Source organism: Lacticaseibacillus boliensis (genome assembly GCF_054784775.1).
Genome location: NZ_BAAIHN010000001.1, coordinates 1 through 23879, shown reverse-complemented (window position 1 = coordinate 23879; position 23879 = coordinate 1). Strand labels below are relative to the sequence as shown.

Here is a 23879-nt window from a genome sequence, read left to right as displayed (position 1 = left end):
TTTTGCTAGAGGTTGGCGATGATCATGCCACCCAAAGCCATCAGCAACGTCCCGATGGTGATCCGCCGCATCTGCGATTTGGTCTTGCGTTCGTGTAAGAGGAAGATCCCGCAGAACGTGCCGACGATCACACACATTTGTGATAGGGTGGTGGCGATGGTTTGGCCGACCTGCGGGTTGCCCGCGGAGATCAACATGCACAAGTTGCCGACCGCCCAGGTGAGCCCGGTCAAGATGTTGGTGAACGAATGCTTTTCAAAAATCAACTGGCGCTCGTGGAATACGGCAAAGATCAAGACCAGCGCCCCGAGCAACTGGCCGATCGCCTGGGGTAACACGACGGCGGTCATGTAGGTCAGACCGTGGTCTTCTGCGTGGAAGCCGGCGCTGACAAAGCCGAGTTTTGCCATCAGGTTTGGGAACACGAAGTAAAGCATGAAACCAAGTGTCGACCATGCGAGCACGATCAACCCGTGGCGCATGACGCTCGGCGCGATCCTGGTCTGATCGGATTTGCTGCGACCAGAGATCTGCATGGCGCCCAAAACGATGATGACAATGGCAAGCGTTCCGAACCCCCACATCTTGGCGGTGGTCCAGCCACCCAGCACGATCGCCGCCATCAAGGCATTGGCGACGATCTGCCCGGCAGTTGATAAAGGCAGGCCGATGGATACGCCCAGGTCTTTATATGAGAGGTACTGCCCGGTGTTGCCCAGCGACCAGCACATCCCCGACAACAAGCCGGTGATCCAGACGCTGACGGGAATCACGACACCGTGAGGCAACACGTAGCCCACATAGACCCCGATGCCCAGCACCAGCGCGCCGAGACTTGTCCCTAAAGTTTGTTGGCCGGCGGTGCCGCCGAGCTTGGTGGTGATGGTTGCCATCAGGCCCCAAGTGACGGCGGGGACCAGTGCAATAAGCAACGGCATACCAAACACCTCCTAAAGTTTCTGACAGAATTCGATCGTTTCGTGGTTCGGGCCGAGAATATTGAAGAAGCGGATCCCGTGATCCCAGAAACTTGGGATCTGCTGGATCTCATGGTCGACCAAGTTCAGACCTTGCGCTTTGGCGGCTTTGAAGGCCGCGTCCACGTCGGTGGTGTTTAGCGAGACGTGGTTGATTGCGCCGGCTTGCATCGCTGGCTGGTCGCCTTCCCAAGTTTCGATCATCAAGTCGTTGAGCGCGACGAACGCACAGCGGTTGGCACCGTTATGAAAAATGCCCAGGCACTTAAAGCCGATGCTTTCGTAAAACTTCACGGTTTCATCTAAATTTTTTGCGGGGATGCCGATATGGGCGATCCCTGTCACGTAATCATTGATCATGGTTGTTCCTCCTGTTACCGATTGTATTCTTTCAAGGCCAAGGCATAATCGCCGATGGTCGCCGAGCCGTTGTCTTTGGCTTGAGGCATGGTGAGGTAGTGATCGAGCGGCCCGACATCAACGTAATCGTTGAGTAGCGTCTTGAACTGGGCACGGACCTTGACCAAAAGCGGTTCAGACATGACCCCGCCACCAAAGACGATGCGGTTTGGCCGGATCGTCAAGGTGCTTTGCACGGCGGCTTGGGCGATGTAGTAGGCGAGGATATCGTAGACGTGGTCGCTTAACGGCACGTCTTGACCACGCTTGCCCAGTCGCGCTTCAAACGTCGGGCCGGCAACCAAGCCTTCCAGACAATCGCCGTGGAACGGGCAGAGGCCTTTGAATGCCAAGTCGTCGGGATGCCGCTTCACGTAGATGTGGCCCATTTCCGGATGCCCGAGCGTCCCGAGAAAGTCGCCGTTTTGCACCACGCCGGCGCCGACGCCGGTACCGACGGTGTAATACACCAGCGAATCGATTTTTTCATTGAAAAGGTCTGCCAGCACGTATTCACCGTAAGCGGAGCCGTTGACATCGGTCGTCCACGCGATCGGGCCGTGGAACTGTTTGCGAATGGCACCGACAAAATCGGTATCCTTCCAGCCAGGCTTCGGGGTATCTGTGATGAAGCCATATTTTGGGGAGTGGTGCCGGATCTCGATCGGGCCAAATGATGCGATCCCCATGGTTTTGAGTGCTGGATATTGGGCGAAAAATGCGTTCACCTGCGCCAAGGTGGCTTCAGGGGTGGTGGTGGGGATGACCTTGCGAGTTTGTGTGTGGTAATTCTCATCGCCGACTGCGCAGACAAATTTTGTGCCGCCGGCTTCAATACTGCCTAGTTGCATAGCCAAGTTCCTTTCTTTCATTGACAAAATTCCGGCACAAGCAGGTTGCTTATGCCGGAACGATCCAAGAAGTGATTAGCCGACTTTCACAACGGCCTTGGAAACGCCTTGAACCTTGCCTTGTAAGACGGGTTCAACTTGTTCCAGCGTCAGCTCGTGGCTGATCAGCGGATCGACATTGACCTTGCCGCTAGCGAGCAGCGCGATGGAATCTTCGAACGCGTTGGGGTTGATGAATGAGCCTTGGATCGTGAGTTGCTTTTGGTAGATCTCGTAAGTGTTCATCTGGAAGTGAGCGTCTGGATGGCCGACCCCAAACATCAAGACTTGCGCGCCTTTGCGGGTGGCATTGACGGCTTGTTCTTGGGTTTCCGGCTTGCCAACGGCTTCGACCACCACATCGTAATCACTCGGGATCTGGTCGCGAGTCGTGTTGTACGTGTTTTGCACATTGAAGCGCTTCTTGTTCAACGCCAGCTTGTCATCGATGATGCCGGCGAAGTCGACTTGGTGAACGCCGTAAGCCTGCAAGATCTGGACGAACAGCTGCCCCATGAAGCCATCGCCGATGACCAAAGCCTTGTCGTAAGGGGTGAGGTGCAACAACTGAACGCCGTGCACGGCACAAGAGATCGGCTCGATCGTGGCGCCGGCCTTGAACGAAACGGCGTCAGGCAAGTGATAGACGACCGTGTCTGGGGCGGTGAAGTATTCCGCTAAGCCGCCGTTGCGGGTAACGCCGACGGCAGAAAGGTTGTCGCAAAGTTCAGGACGTCCGGTGCGGCAGTAGAAGCACTGGCCGCAATAGATGTTGGGATCTACGGTGACGCGGTCGCCGACTTTGACGTTGGTGACTTCGCTGCCAACAGCGGCAACGACCCCGGAATTTTCGTGGCCTAAAACGATCGGTGGCACCGCGTTGGCTGAACCCGGCAGGCCATTATACAAGGCGTGGTCGGTGCCGCAGATCCCGGCGTACTTGGTTTGCACCAGCACTTCGTTCGGCTTGACCTCTGGTTTTGGCAGATCTTGAACTTCCATTTTTTTAACAGCTGTAAGAACTAATCCTTTCATGTTAAATACCTCCAATAGATTTAGATGGAATCGCGAGCGGTGGGTAAACGCTTACGCAAATAGCTTTAAAAAAAGGTGATATGCAAATCACCACGGACTTGCAGTAGTTATCTGCGTAAGCGTTTACTCAACGTTCAACCCTTATTCTAATCGCTTACATGGATTTGTAAACCCCTAAATTTAAAAAAGTTGCTTTTGCATGATTACTGGGATTTAACTTCAATAGTTGCGGTTGCGTTTACGCAAGCATTAAGGCTGACTTTTAGGGTATAAAACGCTTTCCATTGGGCGACAAGACGGGTAAACTAAGAACTAAAGCGTAGACGTTTACGCCAGGGGAGGAAGAGGATCATGCGAGTGACGATTGAAGACATTGCCAAGGAGGCCGGCATCTCAGCGGCCTCGGTGTCGCGAATTTTGAATAACCGTGGCCGCTTTTCCCAAACCACCGCGAAAAAAGTACGCGCGATCGCCGCAGACCTGGGTTATTACAAAAACCGCTCGGCGTCAGATTTGGCCCGGCACACGCAAACGACCTTGGGCGTCATCAACTATCCCGCGGAAACCGATTCGAACTTCCATGTGATCCGCGGTATCACCGAAGAAGCCCGCCAAAACGACGTTGATATGTTGATCATGATCGCCGATCGAGACGACCAGGCCACGATTCAAAAAGTCGTTGCCAACCTCATCGAGCGGCGCGTTTTTGGCATCTTGTTCCTGTCTGTACATCCGGGGCAGCCAATCATCGACATGATCCGTAAAGCCGGCATTTATCCGCAAGAAGTTGCCAGTGCCTATGCGCTAGACATGTCGTATGTGTCTTCCAACGACTACCAGATGGGTTTGCTGGCGACCCGGACTTTGATTGAAAAAGGATACTCGCGCATTGGCTTTGTCGGGGCAGATCCCGTGGCTGACATCGTTGGTTCGCAGCGTTTTGCTGGCTATCAAGCGGCTTTGGCTGAAGCCAGGATTAATTATCGCAACGAATGGTTATATATTGGCGATGGCAAGTATAGTTATCAGTCAGGTCTTGATGCTGTCGTGTATTACACCGACCACGCCGACATCGATGCGGTGTTTGCGACGTCTGATGATGGGGCGCTTGGGGTCATCAACGGCCTGATCGATCGCGACGGGACATTTGCCAATCAACTGGGAATTATCAGCACCGATGGGTCGCAGATCTGCGAGCAAACCCGGCCGAAGATCTCGAGCGTCACCCAAGACTTTAGCTTGATCGGACGGATGGCGGTTGATGAAGCGGTGCGGGCGATTACCAACCCACCGCAGACGAAAAAGCAGATCAACGTGCCTTGCAAGCTGGAACTGCGCGACACCACGCCGGAGAAGTGAGGAGACGACAATGAACCCCCAACCATGCGTGGTTGGGGGTTTGTGTGTGTGAGGGCATATTTATCACGGGCGTAACTCTTGCAACAGGTTAGTACCATTCTTATAGGTGCACTTCAGGCGTTTCGGTGGAGTGTGACGTGCCGGTTTTGCCCACGCCTTCCTTAAAGTTGGTACTTCAATTCATGCACTCACGAGGAGTGCGGCGGTATTCGCCGTTGGTTTCGTCGTTGCGATCAATTTCAATTCACGCACTTACGAGGAGTTCGACGTGCCTTACTAATGGCGTAGCCGACACCATAGACATTTCAATTCACGCACTCACGAGGAGTGCGACCAGAACCTCAGGGCTAAGGAGGACATGAGCCATGGCAATTTCAATTCACGCACTCACGAGGAGTGCGACAGCACCGAGGCCGCAACCGAGCAACTCAATCCATTTCAATTCACGCACTCACGAGGAGTGCGACGGTGACAAGCCGGCCAGCGCGAGGTTGCTCAAGATTTTAATTCACGCACTCACGAGGAGTGCGACGATCACCCCAACGGAAATCATTGGCTGCGTGGAAATTTCAATTCACGCACTCACGAGGAGTGCGACAAACAGCGTCTCTGAGATTTCTCCACGCAACAATTTCAATTCACGCACTCACGAGGAGTGCGACCGTCGGGAATCCGTGCGGCATGGGATGCCCATATTTCAATTCACGCACTCACGAGGAGTGCGACAAGGGCGCTGTCGTGCTGTATCAGCCTGAAAATATTTCAATTCACGCACTCACGAGGAATGCGACCTGGTGACACTGGTCCAGTAGGGCCTAAAGGCATTTCAATTCACGCACTCACGAGGAGTGCGACGCTTGTACGTTTTGCTGTTCGTTGTCCATGATTATTTCAATTCACGCACTCACGAGGAGTGCGACGGGAAGGCGCTGAAATCATGCGCTACGCATTGACTATTTCAATTCACGCACTCACGAGGAGTGCGACATACTGCGTATGTGCGCTTCGCTTGAATCTCGTGATTTCAATTCACGCACTCAGGAGGAGTGCGACTCTCAGGGGCAATCGCGACGCCGCGGCTTTGGATTTCAATTCACGCACTCACGAGGAGTGCGACCGACCCAACCCAGCCACCAACAGCTTTACCAACGGAGATTTCAATTCACGCACTCACGAGGAGTGCGACAATCTTTTCAAATGGCGTGTTAACCACGATTGATTTCAATTCACGCACTCACGAGGAGTGCGACCCGGCTGGCGGCTGGGTTGTACCCCGAATTATCAATTTCAATTCACGCACTCACGAGGAGTGCGACCTTTCCGGTCGAATTGGAAGAATGCAGTTGGCGTATTTCAATTCACGCACTCACGAGGAGTGCGACGTGCCACTGGTTCTCAGGGTCCCGCTGGTACAAACGGATTTCAATTCACGCACTCACGAGGAGTGCGACAAAACCGGTTCTATCACCCTTTTGTATAGGTGATATTTCAATTCACGCACTCACGAGGAGTGCGACAGAAGCTATCGCGGCCAAGGAGACAACAGCCAAATTTCAATTCACGCACTCACGAGGAGTGCGACGTGACATGCAGCGGGCGCTTTTCGTCGTAGCTGACGTATTTCAATTCACGCACTCACGAGGAGTGCGACACCAACCATCATGACGCTTGATAGATCGGGTATTTCAATTCACGCACTCACGAGGAGTGCGACGCAAGCGTTTCTGGCACCTTATAATCATGCGTAGTATTTCAATTCACGCACTCACGAGGAGTGCGACCAATACCTAATGATTCCCACACGTCTCTTGCAATTTCAATTCACGCACTCACGAGGAGTGCGACTTTTTCTCCTCTTCAATCCATTCTTGTCATACAATTTCAATTCACGCACTCACGAGGAGTGCGACGATTACTGCCTGCCCGTCAGCCGTGTTCGCTTTATTTCAATTCACGCACTCACGAGGAGTGCGACCGTGTCGCGGCGTGCTTGAAAAAACCTGATTCATATTTCAATTCACGCACTCACGAGGAGTGCGACGTTGATATTGTCAACGTGAGCCAAATCACCGCCAAATTTCAATTCACGCACTCACGAGGAGTGCGACAGTTGATATTGTCAACGTGAGCCAAATCACCGCCAAATTTCAATTCACGCACTCACGAGGAGTGCGACGCGGCGCTTGCTACATCAAAACTATTAAGCTAATTTCAATTCACGCACTCACGAGGAGTGCGACCGGATAGCCACTCTCGACGTCAAGCGCCACAATAATTTCAATTCACGCACTCACGAGGAGTGCGACCTTGAAAACCTAGAGTGGGTGACAGCCAATCAATTTCAATTCACGCACTCACGAGGAGTGCGACTGTGAAAATTACGGATGCCCATTACTGACTCATATTTCAATTCACGCACTCACGAGGAGTGCGACCTCCCACTTGGTGTAATCATACCCGTGAGCTTCCAATTTCAATTCACGCACTCACGAGGAGTGCGACCCTCGACTGGGTGTAAAAACTAACTATTCAAATGCATTTCAATTCACGCACTCACGAGGAGTGCGACGCTTGTCATAGGTCTTGCCACAGCATGCACAAGTATTTCAATTCACGCACTCACGAGGAGTGCGACGCTGTCGCCACGGAATACTTTTATCCAATCATTATTTCAATTCACGCACTCACGAGGAGTGCGACCCGAGACGTTCAGCTGGCGTGCATTCGGCACTTATTTCAATTCACGCACTCACGAGGAGTGCGACGATCAGTTTGCCAAGCTAGTGAACTTAGCACATATTTCAATTCACGCACTCACGAGGAGTGCGACTTCCAGTGTCCAAACGAATTCTACGGGGTGCTAAATTTCAATTCACGCACTCACGAGGAGTGCGACCGCGGCAGATAATACCAATATCAGTCGTAATTATTTCAATTCACGCACTCACGAGGAGTGCGACTTAGACATAATAAATCGCCCTCGTTTCGCTATCTATTTCAATTCACGCACTCACGAGGAGTGCGACACACGCTTAGCTGGTAAATCAGCAATCCAGGCATAGATTTCAATTCACGCACTCACGAGGAGTGCGACGATGTACTTCAACATCGGGCCCGTCATCAGTGATATTTCAATTCACGCACTCACGAGGAGTGCGACATCAAAAATCTAGGATTGAGGTGACATGATGATTTCAATTCACGCACTCACGAGGAGTGCGACTGAATCTCTGCTGTGTCAAGGTTGAATTTTTTGCATTTCAATTCACGCACTCACGAGGAGTGCGACAATGTCGTCTGTTGGCAAGTTGTCGCGGAAGGTATTTCAATTCACGCACTCACGAGGAGTGCGACCTTCAACGTGAGAAGGTTCTGTTGCAGTAGAAATTTCAATTCACGCACTCACGAGGAGTGCGACAGTTTCGATTCCCCAATGGCGGGTTACATGTTTATTTCAATTCACGCACTCACGAGGAGTGCGACTTTGTCATCGAATAACTTAGCACCGTAGTACGTATTTCAATTCACGCACTCACGAGGAGTGCGACAGTCGCGCAGCTCCGGATCTACTTGATCAGCCAATTTCAATTCACGCACTCACGAGGAGTGCGACCGCAAAATATAGGCAAAAGCATATCTAAAGTAGCATATTTTGTGGCTGGTACCATTGTTACAAGCGGATTGCGGCCAATAACAGGTGATTTCGAAGGGAATTGGACATAATTTTAGTGCGAATGTCCTGAACCTTTTATGTTTGACCCTTGTTCGCACTTTTCAATAATTGGCGTAACTTATTGGCAATAAGTCGCAATACATATACAATGTACATGATGGATGATGTATTGTAAAGGTAAACGTTTGCGTATATTGTGGACGATAAGGAGGCACGGAAAATGTATAACGAAGATGATTATTTAATGATTTCTGGAATACAACATTTCTTATTTTGTCGTCGACAATGGGCACTGATTCACATTGAGAATCAATGGCAGGAAAATACGCTCACTTATGATGGTCGTGCGAAGCATGAGCGGGCTGATTCACCGAAGTTAAAGGAAAAACGTGGGGATAAGTTGATAGTTCATGCTCTGAGAGTGCATTCATCTAATCTTGGCATATACGGGGTTTGCGATGCGGTTGAATTTACCGAGTCGGAATATGGCGTTCGATTGAGTGGTCGGGATCAGCTGTATAGGCCTGAAGTTGTTGAATATAAACATGGACATCAAAAGCGTAATTTGTCCGACACCTATCAATTACTTGCCGAAAGCATGTGCTTGGAAGAGATGTTGGGTGGTCGGATCAACCAAGGCAGCCTTTATTATTTTGAAACGAATCAGCGAGTCACCGTATCATTCACAGAAGAAATGCGTACAGATCTATTAAGTAAGATTCGCGAAATGCGGCAATTATGGACGAAACACTATACGCCTAAAGTCAAGACAGGTGCTTGGTGCAAGCGGTGTTCTCTGAGCGAGATTTGTTTGCCTGTATTGATGAAGAAAAGATCCGCTGCAAAATACGTTGAAGGGATGCTAGAAGAGTGAAAAAGATTCTGACGACTCTTTATATAACAAATGCAAAATCGTATCTCAGGCTGGACGGAGGCAATGTTGTTGTTGAATGTGACCATGAAACTGTGGCAAAGCTTCCATTGATCAGTTTTGAGGGTATTGTGACATTTGGGTATCCTGGTGTTAGTCCCGGTTTAATGCGATATTGTCTTGAACATAATGTCGCATTAAGTTTCATTTCACAGACAGGGCAATTTTGTGGTCGCCTAACTGGCGCAGCAAATGGCAATGTTTTGTTGAGGCGAACACAATATCGGGTTGCTGATGATGACCAGGCGGCGTTGACTTTAGCAAAATCGTTTTTAATTGGCAAAGTTTTCAATCAACGCTGGGTGCTGGAGCGAGCAAGACGTGATCACGGTTTAGCAATTGATAAAACTGCAATCGATGTCGCCATCGCACGCTTGCGAGCTGGTTTAGGTGAGTTGAAGTCAGCTGAGAACGACAATGCACTCCGTGGAATTGAAGGTAATGTTGCGCATGAATACTTCAGCGTGTTTGGTGAGCTGATCCTTCAGCAACGTAAAGACTTTGCTTTCACAGGGCGAAATCGACGGCCACCACTTGACCGAACAAACGCCTTGTTATCATATGCGTATATGCTCCTTGCACATGACTGCGCGGCGGCACTGGAAGCAGTTGGGTTAGATTCATATGTCGGCTTTTTGCATTGCGATCGTGCCGGGAGAATCTCCCTAGCGCTGGATTTAATGGAAGAACTCCGCAGTGCTTTTGCGGACCGATTCGTGTTGACGTTGATTAACAGGCAGATGGTTAAGAAGAACGATTTTGATATTCAAGAAGATGGTGCCGTTTTGTTGAATGGTCGTGGTAGACGTGTTGTGTTGGAGGCATGGCAGAAGCGGCGAAGTGAGCAACTGACCCATCCATTTTTGAATGAGAAGATTCAATGGGGGTTAGTGCCTCATGTTCAGGCGTTGTTGTTGGCGCGGTACCTTCGTGGAGATATTGATGCTTATCCACCATTTTTTTGGAAGTAGATGAATAATATGATTGTTGTCGTTTACGATATTGCTATTACCTCACCGCATGGCGCACGTCGTTTAGCTCGGGTGGCAAAGTTATGTAGCAAGTTTGGGCAACGTGTACAAAACTCGGTGTTCGAGTGTTTGATCGATAATTTGCAGTTCCATCAGTTGCAACACGAGATGCTAAAGATTATCGACCCAAAGCTTGATTCGGTGCGATATTACCAGTTAGGAAAAAGTTACGCGAACAAGATTACACATGTAGGGACACGAGATGTTCCGGATTTGGATAGTGCAATCATCCTTTGAGTTCGAGGGGGAAGGTTTGTTATGATGGAAGAGCAATCGATGAGATTGTTGCTGGGAAACCAGCACGTCTGTGGACGTGGATTGAAATATATGAAATGTCAATCATGGGAACAAGCCAGAACAGTAATGTTCTGGCGTTTACGAATATCTTATATTCATATGTAATGTTATTCAGTATTGACATTTTTTTCCTAAGGCGGAAAGCTATGCATGTTGTTAGTTAATAATGCTCTTACATCAGCATTCCGTTGATGAGGGAGATGTTTGGAGGTGAATCACCAGTGTCAAACAGTAATAGTCTTGAATTCGAAGTTTGGGGTAAGAACGCACTATTCACCGATGCACTAACAAAAGGTACGGAACGAATGAGCTTACAGATTCCAACTTACCAATCGCTTGTCGGCATAATTGAAAGCGTTTACTGGAAACCAACAATTATCTTTGTGGTCGACGAGCTTCGCGTTATGAATGAGATCCGCATCGAGTCTAAAGGCATTAGGCCAATCAAGATGGATGGTAGCCCTGATCTTGCGTTTTATTCTTATCTGCAGAATCCCAGATTCCAGGTGCGCGCGCATATTGAGTGGAACATGCAACGTCCAGATCTTGAGCAAGACCGCAACATGAAAAAACACGTTGCCATTTTTAATCGTGCACTAGCGCGAGGAGGACGCCGTGATGTTTATTTGGGGACCCGTGAGTGCCAGGCATATGTCAAACCGATAAAATTTGGAGAAGGTGAAGGGTTCTACGATCATCGTGATGACGCAACGCGGTATATGGGGACGATGGTACATGGTTTTGATTACCCTAACCAGACGGGCCGTAAGGAATTTGCGGTACGCTTGTGGAACCCTGTGATGGTCAATGGTGTTGTTAAGTTTCCACGTCCTGAAGAAGTCAAAGACGTGCAGTTGATTCGGAAGGTTGATCAATTACCGCAACCCAGTGTTGTCGATCAGAATGTCGACGCGTTGTACAACGCCTTGTTAGGAGGTGATTGAGATGACTGTATATCAAGAACTGGTAGCAACTTTTGATGAAAATAGTCAAGCCGTGGGCGAATTTGACAATGATGGGCTGACATTGATGCCGTTGGCACACGTGTCGATTAAAGCTGAATATCAGATCAGCATCACGGCTACCGGAGATTTTGTCAGTGCATTGGCGTTGTCAGACGAGGATGGTCTGACAGTTGTACCGGCAACCATTGAAGCAGCCGGTCGAGCAAACAACGTGGCGGCTTTTCCATTGCAAGACAAAATCAAATACGTCGCTGGAGATTTTGCACCTTATGCTGGTGCCAAACAAGAACGTGCTAAAGCATGCTATATTGCTTATAACCACGAACTCCATCAATGGGCGGAAGATGCGCAAGCACCTCAAATCGTTAAGGCGGTTGCCGCTTATACTGATAATCAATCAGTGGTTGCAGACTTATTATCACAATTTGATGATGCCAAAGAAATCAAGCGAATCAAGAAGGGAGAATCTTTCGTTCGGTTCCGTCTAGTGACTGATGACCCCAACGTGTTGGGTCCTTGGCGAGACAAAAAGCTTTTCGATGCATGGCAGAACTACTATCTGCCAAAGACTCGCGAAGCACTGCCACAAACGCTTGATTACTTGACTGGAGACATCCAACCAGAGGCCCCGATGCTTGAGAAGAATATCTATTCCAATGCAAGTAGTGCTAAACTCATTTCCGCCAACGATAGTAGCGGCTTCTCGTATCGGGGGATGTTTTTAGATACTGAGTTCTATCACATTGGCTTAGAATCTTCCCAGAAAATGACACATGCGTTGAAGTGGCTACTGCAGCGCCAAGGTATTATGATCGACTCTCGGGCATTTCTGGTTTGGACGCGTGACAAGAAATCTTCCGCTCAGTCGGCTTCTGGTGTGCTCAAGTTGATTTTCACCGGCCGCTCAGATACTGCAGGAAAATCTGTGGCAGACACCTATCATGATGTGCTGTTTAAACACACTCAAAATATTCCTGATAATCAAGTGTTAAATGTATTGTTTCTTGATGCTGCCACGAAGGGCCGGATGTCGGTTGTCTATTATGACATGATGCAATCTGGTACTTTCCGGGAGCACTTACTGAACTGGGCAAATAATGGTGTGTTAACTTGTGTTTGGGGAGATTTTACGCCGAACCTCAACCAAATCATTGAGTCGGCCTACTTGACGGGTAAGCGTGGACAGCGCTTTACCGCTTTGAGTCGACGAGCGACGAGTCGACTTGTGCTTGCTGTGATCAATGGGCAACCGATACCGAGTGACATGTTACAGGCAATCTATCGCCGCATCAGCAAACCTGAAGGTTATGCAAATGTAAATCGTGGCAAATGGCAAGGCGCAGATGTTTGGCAACAAGATGTGCGTGTATATTGCGCCGTGCTAACTTATAATTCGCAGTTTGATGGCGGGAGGAAGATGGAAATGGCGTTAAATAAAGATGAGACGGATCGCTCTTATGTATTCGGACGATTGTTAGCCGTTGCAGACTATGTGGAGACTCGGGCGCGTGAAATTCAAGGGCACACAAGCGGTGGCGGGTCGGCACGGTTGACCACTGCGTTGCGCTTTTACTCCAGCTTCATTTCACAGCCGAGCACGACCTGGAATCGGATCGCTGCGGCAATTATGAACGCGTATCTGCCACGGATCACCAGTGGCCATGAGCGTGAGCGTTACATGGCATATTGGCAGGATGCGACCGAGCAATTTGCTGATGATGCGATGTCTAATGACGATCCGCTGACAGGTAATGTTTTCAAGGGATTTATGGATGAGCGCACGATGTTGCAACAAGAGGCCGCACGGATTATTGCTGAGAAGAAAGCCGCGAAGACAAATGGGGGTAAGGATAATGAGTAACGCATTAACGCACAAAATTGATTTTACGGTGGTTATCGGTGTCAAAAATGCCAATCCAAACGGGGATCCATTGGACAGTAACCGTCCACGAGTAAACGCAGACGGTCTAGGCGAAATCAGCGATGTAGCCATCAAGCGCAAGATCCGCAATCGCTGGCAGGATATGAGTTTACCAGTGCTTGTCGAATCACAAGACCGCATTGAACCCGGAGAACCGACCAACCTTCGTGAGCGGGTCAAGTCTAGTGAGCTGGTTCAGAAGGTGCTTGAAGGGGTTACCCAAAAGAAGCCCGTTGATCGCCGAGCTTTGATGACAGCGGCAAACGCGAGCTGGATCGATGTTCGAGCGTTCGGCCAGGTCTTACCATTCAAGAAAGGCAGTGATGACGGCTTAGACGGTGTGTCGATCCCATTGCGTGGCCCTGTCAGCATCCAAGCCGCTTATTCGACTGATCCCATCGTGGTTCGAGAAGAACAAATCACCAAATCGATTAATCTGGAGCCCGGCGATGCCAAAGGTAGCGACACAATGGGAACCAAGGCGGTCGTCCCGTTTGGCGTTTATGTTTTTAACGGCAGTGTCAACGTTGAGTTAGCGCAGAAGAGTGGCTTTACTGACGACGATGCGGCCGCGCTTAAAGAAGCTTTGCGCACGCTTTTCGTGAACGATAGCTCTGCCGCCCGTCCTGAAGGCTCGATGGCTGTTCTCAAGCTTGTGTGGTGGGAGCACGACTCAGAAATTGGCAAGCTTGCCCCTTATCTTGTTCATGCGGCGACCAAAGTTAAGAACCCAATGGCGGTTGAAAAAGGGGAGCTGTTTGCTGGCAATCAAGGTCGTTATCAAGATGCCGATTTCACCAAGGTCGAAGTAACCGTTGACGACCCACAAATCGACGGCTTACACGTGGAAGTGATCGATGGTTTCTAGTGAAGGCTATATTGGGCACACCTCTGGTGATCCAATTCGTTATCAATCCTTACGCGCCCATCTCAAGGCGGCGGGGGACCTGGCGGCACGTTTCGGCGCACCAGTTGGACTTGAGCATACTTGTCGCCTGGTCGGGCAATTGCATGACGCCGGGAAATACTCAGCCAAATTTCAAGCACACATTCGCGCGCAAGATAACGCGCGTGTCAATCATGCCTATGCTGGAGCGCGCTTATTATTTTCTGAATTGCATGCACATGGTTGGCTAACGACTGACCTGGATGATGGCGATAATCTTGCAGTGTTGACGCTTGCCGATCTGATGGCAAATGCGATTATGGCTCATCATAATGCCGATGGCCCGTACGATTTCTTAGAACCTCTGCAAAATGGTTATAGTGCAGTCTCTCTTGAAGCACTTTTCCCTTACTATTCGAAAATGCAACAGGATATCCCCGATTGGCAGCTGGAAGACATTTCATTAGCTTATTTCTCTCAGGGTGAAATGTCCTATCAGGAATTTCTTACGGAATGTGAGGGGATGATTGTCGAAGCCAAACGCATCGGATCGGAAGCGCTACTAAAGTCACAGTTTTATTATCAGCGTTTTATCGCGTCGTGTTTGGTTGATGCAGATCACACGGATACCGCCAATTTTTCAACAAAACGTCCGAATACGTTGAAGGCAACTAATGAAAAGCTTTGTACGTTGAACGAAGCTAACGAAATTAGTGTTTCCGAACGGTCACAGCAGGTGGCAGATAACCCGGCGACACAACAACTGAATCGTGACAGGCAGCACATGTCTGATCTTAGTGCTACAGCTGGAGATCAGGCTACAGGATTATACAGTCTCAGTGTTCCAACCGGTGGTGGTAAGACTTATTCTAGCTTGCGCTTCGCCTTACACCAGGCTAAGGCACATGGTTTCGAACAAATTATTTACGTCGCACCGTATACGACAATTATTGAACAAAATGCGGCAGCAATTCGTTCTGCGCTGGGAGTTGAAGAAAGCGATCTCACCACAGTATTGGAGTATCATAGTAACGTCGTTGTCAACGATGACCAAGCTAGTGAAGCTTATCGGTATGCACGAGACGCCTGGGATGCACCAATCGTCGTGACGACGCAGGTCGCATTCTTCAACGCATTTTTTGGCCATGGTAGCAAAAACCTTCGTCACATGCACCGGACAGCTAACTGTGCAATCATTATGGATGAAGTCCAGACATTACCAATTAAGCTGATTTCAATGAGCAACGCCTTAATTGATTGGTTAACGACAGCTGGGAAGGCAACAGTGCTGTTGTGTACGGCAACACAACCAGATTTGAGCGGGCGCTATCTTCTCCAAGGCTTGGCCAAGCAACCGACAGAAATCGTTGAGGATGTCGATCGAGTTGCTGATACGTTTGCTCGGACGAAAATCGTGTCGCATCTTACTGAAACGCCTTGGACGATTTCTAAACTGGATGAGTTTGTCGATGAACAGTTGAATCATGTCGATAGTATCTTGGTTGTTTTGAATACGAAAGGGGCCGTAAAGCGTGCGTATGAAGGCTTTACAAAAGAAGGTGTGCAAACCTTTCATCTTTCGACGGATATGTGTCCTGCCAATCGTCAACGCCGATTTGAACGGATTAAGCGCAACTTGAAACAAAATGGACAGAAGGTGGTCGTTTTCTCGACACGTCTAATCGAAGCAGGCGTGGATCTCAGTTTTCAGATGGCAATTCGATCGCTGGCCGGGTTAGACAGTGTTGTCCAGACTGCCGGCCGTTGTAATCGCAATCATGAATTGCCGATGGGCACGGTGCACCTAATCTCGATCGTTAAGTCTGCAGAGAGAATGGGCAGTCTTAAAACACTGACGGTCGGGATGGAGACGACTAAAGAAGTTGCCGCGTTAAATCCTGAGGCCGATCTATCTGCGCCTAAAATCGTGAAGTCGTTTTTTCAACGATATTACGCGCAGTTCGATCGAAATAAAGTAACACGATATCCGTACCAAGGGTCTTTGATGTTCGAATGGGGACATGTTACGGCGGGACTGAAGCTAGTGAACAATGAACGTTTCAATGCAGTGGCAAGTTCGATGGACGTGTTGTCAAATCACGGGCCAGTTCGATCATATGGATTAGTCAGTGCAGCGCCACAATCGATTGCGAAGCATTTTGAAGTCATCGATAGCCCAACAACGCCGGTCATTGTGGCGTATGATCCAAATACTGATGTTGAGTTGGGTGAGTTACAATCAAGCAAACACGTTGAAAGCGGTACTGACATTATTACTGCGCTTTTGTCTAATGAGACCTCATTCGACAAGGTGCCGGGGTTGTTACAGCGCGCCCAAGCATTTACTGTTCAGGTCTACAACCTGGATCAGTTGGGAAATATTGGCTATATTGATATCGGTAAGCATGGTGGAGTGTACTACACTATGAACTATGATTCGGACACTGGAATTACTGCTGATAGCGTAGTCGGCTCAATTATCTTATGAGTGAGTGGTGCGAGTCCGGGTTGAACATGTTCTACCTAGGGGATTCGCACCATATCTTGTTACGAATTACTTGTTTATTGTACGGTTCTGACATGAATTGATCGTATATTGAATGGGTAAACAGCTTTAGCTACAACATTTAGGAATTGTGACTTCAATCGCCTACATGTTGCGGTCGCACTCTACGGGAGTGCGTGAATTGAAATCCTTACCCTTAATCTTGTTGACTTGCAATCTGGTCGCACTCTACGGGAGTGCGTGAATTGAAATTACATCATCGAAAAGGCTTTAAGTAGTAATGGTCGCACTCTACGGGAGTGCGTGAATTGAAATAATACATGCAGTCCTACCATTTTGTGGTTCATCCCCGTCGCACTCTACGGGAGTGCGTGAATTGAAATTGCTTGGACTGCCAAAATCGTTGGCACCGACAAAGTCGCACTCTACGGGAGTGCGTGAATTGAAATACTATCATAGCTGGCTACTAACAAGTCCTGTGAGTCGCACTCTACGGGAGTGCGTGAATTGAAATAATACATGCAATCTTACCATTTTGTTGTTCATGTCGCACTCTACGGGAGTGCGTGAATTGAAATAAATTCTCGTCCGTATAGCCGCCCTTGCTATCGTCGCACTCTACGGGAGTGCGTGAATTGAAATGTAATGATCTTGATGCAGCAGAGCCGAAGACAAACGTCGCACTCTACGGGAGTGCGTGAATTGAAATATCTCGCGGTAAGCATCTTCAGTTCTTGCAATCCGTCGCACTCTACGGGAGTGCGTGAATTGAAATAATTTCCGTGCGTTGTTCCGCGCGAACAAGCTGTCGCACTCTACGGGAGTGCGTGAATTGAAATGGACGATTCAATCCGAAAACTTTGCGGGCGTTGGTCGCACTCTACGGGAGTGCGTGAATTGAAATTATGTAGTAGGTAAAACAGTCCACGTCGTACCAGTCGCACTCTACGGGAGTGCGTGAATTGAAATAAGAGTGCTATCACCGCTGATGGTGTCGTTGCTGACGTCGCACTCTACGGGAGTGCGTGAATTGAAATCAAAGTAGGTGATCCAAATCACATCACCAGAGCAAGTCGCACTCTACGGGAGTGCGTGAATTGAAATATCAAGAATTTCATGAACCCACGCATGGCTAGTGTCGCACTCTACGGGAGTGCGTGAATTGAAATAACTAGGCTTACCCGTTTGGAAGACCACGTAGGTCGCACTCTACGGGAGTGCGTGAATTGAAATGTAGAGGATACGTCCTCGAATGAATGGCTTGAACGTCGCACTCTACGGGAGTGCGTGAATTGAAATTCTGATGAGTTGCCAAATGCGGCGTACTTCAGGGTCGCACTCTACGGGAGTGCGTGAATTGAAATCGCTACGGTGACGGAGGAACGCAACGGGGAATTGTCGCACTCTACGGGAGTGCGTGAATTGAAATATCAATCTTGCTTTGAATCGTCTTGCCGACCATGGTCGCACTCTACGGGAGTGCGTGAATTGAAATACATGTGCAAGTAGTCAACCTTTTTTACTTACGGTCGCACTCTACGGGAGTGCGTGAATTGAAATTTTGCGCACAAATAGCCCTTGATGTGGAAGATGTCGCACTCTACGGGAGTGCGTGAATTGAAATTTGCCGGTTCTGATATGCACAATCTAGTTTATTGGTCGCACTCTACGGGAGTGCGTGAATTGAAATATCAACGTAATTGGACATCGCATTAAGCAAGGTCGCACTCTACGGGAGTGCGTGAATTGAAATATCGCCATCCACAGGCTCACCCTCCAACTCCAAGTCGCACTCTACCGGAGTGCGTGAATTGAAATAACTCGCCGCCGTGGATAGTTTTTGACGTACTCGTCGCACTCTACGGGAGTGCGTGAATTGAAATTTGGAAGACCTTAGACTATAATGACAAACTAAAAGTCGCACTCTACGGGAGTGCGTGAATTGAAATAGTTTTCACGGGCGCGGTGGTCATTTTGTTAGCGTCGCACTCTACGGGAGTGCGTGAATTGAAATATCATTGAGTCGTCTATCAAGTTATTCAAAATGTCGCACTCTACGGGAGTGCGTGAATTGAAATATTAGTCCGCCTCATTCGCAATTACAATCGTGGTCGCACTCTACGGGAGTGCGTGAATTGAAATAACCCGCAAGCTGTAGTTTTGACCCGTGCAACCGTCGCACTCTACGGGAGTGCGTGAATTGAAATTGGCACCGATGGCACTGCTGGCCGCTGTGGCGTCGCACTCTACGGGAGTGCGTGAATTGAAATCGTACTCAAAATCACGTTGAGCTGGGCAGTGTCACGTCGCACTCTACGGGAGTGCGTGAATTGAAATATTTTCATCTAGCAGTAAAATCCGCACCATCACAGTCGCACTCTACGGGAGTGCGTGAATTGAAATATGTCGGTGCCACTCAAAACGAGCCGCACCGGGTCGCACTCTACGGGAGTGCGTGAATTGAAATATCGGGAGGTCAGTTGCACTAGCTGTGTCTAACGTCGCACTCTACGGGAGTGCGTGAATTGAAATACGTAACAAGTTGAATTCCATCAAGGAACCAACGGTCGCACTCTACGGGAGTGCGTGAATTGAAATATCGCCATGCGTGAATTGACGTTTAAACCGAGGTCGCACTCAACGGGAGTGCGTGAATTGAAATCGATTAGATCGATACCAGAATGAGCTTGATTACGTCGCACTCTACGGGAGTGCGTGAATTGAAATTTGGGAAAATGCTTAGCTAGTCAAAATGATTTGTCGCACTCTACGGGAGTGCGTGAGTTGAAATTTCGCCACCACTCACGTCGTCGTGAACTTGTCCGTTTCACACCAGACGAGTGCAGGAAGTAAAACAAATTGCTGATCATTGTCGTCATGAGTACCGGTATTAGTGTTTGTCATGCAGATGTGTGCGTTAAAACGTAGACTTCGTATGCGATATACTGTTTGTCGGTATAACGCGGCTGTTACCCTCGCGTTCCATTGACAAACCGCATGCATTTGAGTATTCTCAATAGGTAAACAAGACATCCGTTGCCATTGACGCTCTAGAAGAGATCATGCAAGCGATTCGGGGAAGGTGTGAGCCCGATAACGATCGACAAGACACAGCCGAGGCAGAAATTTTTCCGGTAGCCACCGTTATGGCTGAGTAAAATCACAAGGTGGTACCGTGTTCGCACCCTTCGTTTCAGGCGAGGGGTGTCTTTTTTTACGGATGAATCTAATAAGAAGAGGGACAATTATGAACTATCAACGACCAAAAGGCACCGCTGATATCTTGCCGGGCCAAAGTGAGCTTTGGCAGCAAGTTGAAGCCACGGCGCGCCAAATCCTCAACCGCTATCGCTATCAAGAGATCCGCATTCCGCTGTTTGAAAACGTCGAAGTCTTCTCACGCTCTGCCGGTGATACCAGCGACATCGTGACCAAGGAAATGTATACCTTCGAAGACAAAGGCGGCCGGATGATGGCGTTGCGTCCAGAAGGCACCGCTGGCGTCGTCCGTGCGTATGTTGAAAACAAGTTATACGGGCCGGAACACGCCAAGCCGGTCAAGCTCTTTTATATGGGTTCGATGTTCCGTTATGAACGGCCGCAATCCGGCCGTCAGCGTGAGTTCCATCAGATTGGGGTGGAAGCCTTCGGATCGACCAGCCCGGTGCTGGATGCTGAAGTCATCGCTTTGGCCAAAGATCTGCTCGAGGCGATGGGGGCGACGAAGCTGCGTTTTGCCATCAACACGCTCGGAGATCCTGAGAGTCGCAAGGCGTATCATCAGGCCTTGGTCGACTTTCTCACGCCGTTTAAAGATGAATTGTCAGACGATTCTAAGGTGCGCTTAGAGAAGAACCCACTACGGGTACTCGACTCCAAGGATAAGCACGATCAAGAAATCGTCGCTAACGCCCCGAAGATCCTGGATTATCTGACGCCTGAAGCGCAGGCGCATTTTGACGGGGTGAAGACCAACCTCGAAAACCTCGGCATCGACTACGTGGTCGACGCAGACATGGTGCGCGGGCTGGACTATTATAACCACACGATTTTTGAAGTGATGTCCGGCGATCCGGTCTTCGGCGGCGGCTATACCACCATCTTAGGTGGCGGGCGCTACAATGGCTTGGTTGAAGAACTCGGCGGCCCAGAAACCCCAGGCGTCGGTTTTGCGATGGGTGTTGAACGCTTGATGCTTTTGATGCAAGGCAAGCAAAAACCGGCAGTCCTGCCGGCCTACATCGTTGCCATCGACGAAACAGCCGCCCCGACCGCGTTGCGCTTGGCCCAAGCGATCCGCGCGCAAGGCTTTGCCGTGGATATGGATTACCTCGGCCGCAAAGCCAAGGCCCAGTTCAAGTCGGCCAACAAAGCCGGCGCGCGCCTAGTGCTGACGCTGGGTGAAAGCGAACTGGCAGACGGTACCGTGCAGGTCAAGGACATGGCAGACGGCGTCCAACAAACCGTCGCCCAAGACGTCGTCACTAAGCAGTTTGCAACTTTATATCAAGAAACACTGGAGGATTAATCGTGGCTAAACGTAGTTATTATGCAGGGGACGTCACCGAAGCCCATTTAGGCGAAACCGTGACGCTCAAGGGTTGGGTGCAAAAGCGCCGTGACCTCGGGAACCTGATCTTCATCGATCTGCGCGACCGCGCGGGGATCGTGCAGTTGGTGTTCTCTCAAGAAATCGATCCCGACGCGTTGGCTGTCGCTGAAGACCTGCGCTCAGAATTCGTCATCGAAGCGACTGGCTTAGTCCGCGCTCGCGAAGGCGCTGCGATCAACAACAAGATGAAAACCGGTAAGGTCGAAGTCGAAGTGCACGCGATCAGCATTTTGAACAAAGCCAAGACACCGCCGTTTGAAATTACTGACGGCATCTCTGCCAGCGAAGAAACCAAGCTCAAGTACCGCTACTTGGATCTGCGCCGCCCAGAGATGCAAAAAGGCTTGATCATGCGCTCCAAGATCATGACCGCGACCCACGCTTACTTCGACGCGCAAGGCTTCATCGATCTGGAAACACCGACGCTGACGGCTTCCACGCCAGAAGGGGCCCGCGATTACCTCGTGCCTTCTCGGGTTTATCCAGGCAGCTTCTACGCGTTGCCGCAATCCCCACAGCTGTTCAAGCAACTGTTGATGGGTGCCGGGTTTGACCGGTACTACCAGATCGCTCGTTGCTTCCGCGATGAAGACCTGCGTGGCGATCGTCAACCAGAATTCACTCAGATCGACATGGAAACCAGCTTTTTGACTGCCGAAGAGATCCAAGACCTCACCGAAGGCCTGATCGCCAAGGTCATGAAGGATGTCAAAGGCGTTGACGTCAAGCTGCCGTTCAAGCGCATCGACTGGCAAGATGCCATGGACAAATACGGCTCTGACAAGCCGGACCTGCGCTTTGGCATGGAGATCCAAGACGTTTCCGAACTTGTCAAAGACTCTGACTTCAAGGTCTTCGCTGGCGCCGTTGCCAACGGCGGCCAAGTCCGCGCCATCGTCGCACCTGGTGCCGCTGCGGCCTATTCCCGCAAGAAGATTGACGCCTTGCAAGACTACATCAAGCGCTTCGGTGCCAAGGGTCTGGCGTGGATGAAAGTCACCGCCGATGGCATCACCGGCCCCATCAGCAAGTTCTTTGGTGATGGCAAAGTGCTGACCGATGCCTTGGCCGCCAAAGACGGCGACTTGATCCTGTTCGTTGCGGATCAGCCGAGTGTCGTTGCGGCATCCTTGGGTTACTTGCGGACGTATTTTGGCCACGAGCTGAACTTGATCGACGAAAATCAATTCGCATTCTGCTGGGTCGTTGACTGGCCGCTGTTCGAATACGATGAAGGCATCGATCGCTGGGTCCCAGCCCACCATCCATTCACCATGCCAAACGAGGAAGATGTCCATCTGTTGGATACCGATCCGCACGCGGCACATGCCCAATCTTATGACATCGTCTTGAACGGGTATGAACTGGGCGGTGGTTCCATTCGTATCCACACCCGCGAGATCCAAGAGAAGATGTTGCGTGCCTTGGGCTTCACCCCAGAGCGGGCGCAAAAGGCCTTTGGCTTCCTGCTTGACGCCTTAGACTTCGGCTTCCCGCCTCATGGTGGCCTGGCGATCGGCCTCGACCGCTTCGCAATGCTCTTGAGTGGCCGCGACAACATTCGCGACGTCATCGCGTTCCCGAAGAACTCCAAGGCTTCTGAGCCGATGACCAACGCGCCTTATCCGGTCGCAGATCAGCAGCTGGTTGATCTTGGCATCGAGGTACGTGCCGGCGTCGATCCGGAACACGAACACGACACCGATCCAGAAGCATAATTCACAAATATAATCTTCATATTTAAGGACTGATTAACATCAGTCCTTTTTTGTATGTCTGAGACCCAAAATTACTTGTGGGTACACGACTAGCTTGCAAAAAGGGGGTTATAATCGCGCACGATCAACTACACCTGGATTATTCACCTCGGTATTTGGGACATGAAATCGCATCTGGCCGGTCTGAAAGCAACGTTTGGAGCGTTGCGAATACTGACTGAGCGGAGAAGTTGGTGATCGATGCACCACGAACAGACCGACCCAGTTTTCGGCTCGACGCACGACCTATTCAGTTATTCAGTTCAGGTCGCCAACTGATGGACTTCGTCCATGAGCCGACTAAACCAGTTCTTGTAAACATAGTTAGAAGCAAGATGAATCACCACACGACGGGCGTGCCAAGTAATCCTACCGGCGATGTGAAAGAGACTGAACCGTAGCGAGGAGATGGTTGAACGACGGTCTTCCGAGACAAAGAGCTGTTTAAAGAGCTGAACCAGGTTATAGGCAATACCGGTGATCAAGGCTCGTGCAGTGTTCCGTGCAAAAGTTGAGCTGTCTGTTTTGTCAAAGCCAAACCCGCATTTCAGCTCCTTAATTTGGTTCTCAGCATTGCCCCGCTGTCTATAGGTCTTGAACAAAGTCTCTGGAGCCTCGGAGGCCAGGCTGGTCACTACGA

15 protein-coding genes and 2 CRISPR repeat arrays are annotated in these 23879 nt (G+C 49.9%); of the genes, 10 read left to right on the top strand and 5 right to left on the bottom strand.

Annotated elements, in window-relative coordinates; translation table 11 throughout:
- Nucleotides 1-5 precede the first annotated feature (5 nt).
- From ACYVRB_RS00075 to ACYVRB_RS00060, 4 genes are all read right to left on the bottom strand, one after another.
- Entirely contained in the window at nt 6-938 is a 933-nt protein-coding gene (locus ACYVRB_RS00075) for a GRP family sugar transporter (protein WP_461212790.1), read from the bottom strand.
- Nucleotides 939-950: 12 nt separating this feature from the next.
- On the bottom strand, nt 951-1337 hold the full coding sequence (locus ACYVRB_RS00070; protein ID WP_461212789.1) for a VOC family protein: 387 nt from the start codon (nt 1335-1337) through the stop codon (nt 951-953).
- A gap of 14 nt (nt 1338-1351) precedes the next feature.
- Nucleotides 1352-2227: an ROK family protein gene (locus tag ACYVRB_RS00065; protein ID WP_461212788.1), complete on the bottom strand. Its 876-nt coding sequence runs from the start codon at nt 2225-2227 to the stop codon at nt 1352-1354.
- Nucleotides 2228-2302: 75 nt separating this feature from the next.
- Nucleotides 2303-3301, bottom strand: a complete 999-nt coding sequence (locus ACYVRB_RS00060) for a zinc-dependent alcohol dehydrogenase family protein (RefSeq protein WP_461212787.1) — start codon at nt 3299-3301, stop codon at nt 2303-2305.
- A 351-nt stretch (nt 3302-3652) separates the two neighbouring features.
- Here ACYVRB_RS00060 and ACYVRB_RS00055 point away from each other — a divergent pair, with 351 nt between their 5' ends.
- The 10 genes from ACYVRB_RS00055 to aspS all read left to right on the top strand — a co-directional run bounded on the left by ACYVRB_RS00055 (nt 3653) and on the right by aspS (nt 23200).
- Complete coding sequence (locus ACYVRB_RS00055) at nt 3653-4660, top strand: LacI family DNA-binding transcriptional regulator (protein WP_461212786.1); 1008 nt, start codon at nt 3653-3655, stop codon at nt 4658-4660.
- 172 nt (nt 4661-4832) lie between these two features.
- A CRISPR array of direct repeats spans nt 4833-8273; the repeat unit is 32 nt; unit sequence ATTTCAATTCACGCACTCACGAGGAGTGCGAC.
- 280 nt (nt 8274-8553) lie between these two features.
- Nucleotides 8554-9207 carry a CRISPR-associated protein Cas4 gene (cas4, locus tag ACYVRB_RS00050; RefSeq protein WP_461212785.1) on the top strand — a complete coding sequence of 218 codons (654 nt, stop codon included), beginning with the start codon at nt 8554-8556 and terminating at the stop codon, nt 9205-9207.
- Nucleotides 9204-10235 carry a type I-C CRISPR-associated endonuclease Cas1c gene (gene cas1c, locus ACYVRB_RS00045; protein ID WP_461212784.1) on the top strand — a complete coding sequence of 344 codons (1032 nt, stop codon included), beginning with the start codon at nt 9204-9206 and terminating at the stop codon, nt 10233-10235. Before cas4 ends, cas1c begins: the two co-directional genes overlap by 4 nt.
- Nucleotides 10236-10532, top strand: coding sequence for a CRISPR-associated endonuclease Cas2 (gene cas2, locus ACYVRB_RS00040; RefSeq protein WP_461212783.1), 297 nt, complete (start codon nt 10236-10238; stop codon nt 10530-10532).
- A 281-nt stretch (nt 10533-10813) separates the two neighbouring features.
- Complete coding sequence (cas5c, locus tag ACYVRB_RS00035; RefSeq protein ID WP_461212782.1) at nt 10814-11536, top strand: type I-C CRISPR-associated protein Cas5c; 723 nt, start codon at nt 10814-10816, stop codon at nt 11534-11536.
- A gap of 1 nt (nt 11537) precedes the next feature.
- On the top strand, nt 11538-13418 hold the full coding sequence (gene cas8c / locus ACYVRB_RS00030; protein WP_461212781.1) for a type I-C CRISPR-associated protein Cas8c/Csd1: 1881 nt from the start codon (nt 11538-11540) through the stop codon (nt 13416-13418).
- Nucleotides 13411-14346, top strand: a complete 936-nt coding sequence (gene cas7c / locus ACYVRB_RS00025) for a type I-C CRISPR-associated protein Cas7/Csd2 (protein ID WP_461212780.1) — start codon at nt 13411-13413, stop codon at nt 14344-14346. Before cas8c ends, cas7c begins: the two co-directional genes overlap by 8 nt.
- The gene (locus tag ACYVRB_RS00020) at nt 14336-16852 is read left to right on the top strand and encodes a CRISPR-associated endonuclease Cas3'' (protein ID WP_461212779.1); all 2517 of its coding nucleotides are present in this window, start codon (nt 14336-14338) and stop codon (nt 16850-16852) included. Before cas7c ends, ACYVRB_RS00020 begins: the two co-directional genes overlap by 11 nt.
- Before the next feature lie 174 nt (nt 16853-17026).
- Nucleotides 17027-19661: direct repeats of the CRISPR family, unit length 32 nt; unit sequence GTCGCACTCTACGGGAGTGCGTGAATTGAAAT.
- 456 nt (nt 19662-20117) lie between these two features.
- Complete coding sequence (hisS, locus tag ACYVRB_RS00015) at nt 20118-21398, top strand: histidine--tRNA ligase (RefSeq protein ID WP_461212778.1); 1281 nt, start codon at nt 20118-20120, stop codon at nt 21396-21398.
- A gap of 2 nt (nt 21399-21400) precedes the next feature.
- The gene (gene aspS / locus ACYVRB_RS00010; protein ID WP_461212777.1) at nt 21401-23200 is read left to right on the top strand and encodes an aspartate--tRNA ligase; all 1800 of its coding nucleotides are present in this window, start codon (nt 21401-21403) and stop codon (nt 23198-23200) included.
- A gap of 302 nt (nt 23201-23502) precedes the next feature.
- On the opposite strand, the gene ACYVRB_RS00005 is transcribed toward aspS, so the two are convergent.
- A partial coding sequence (locus ACYVRB_RS00005) for a transposase (protein ID WP_461212776.1) occupies nt 23503-23879 on the bottom strand: 377 nt, incomplete at its 5' end.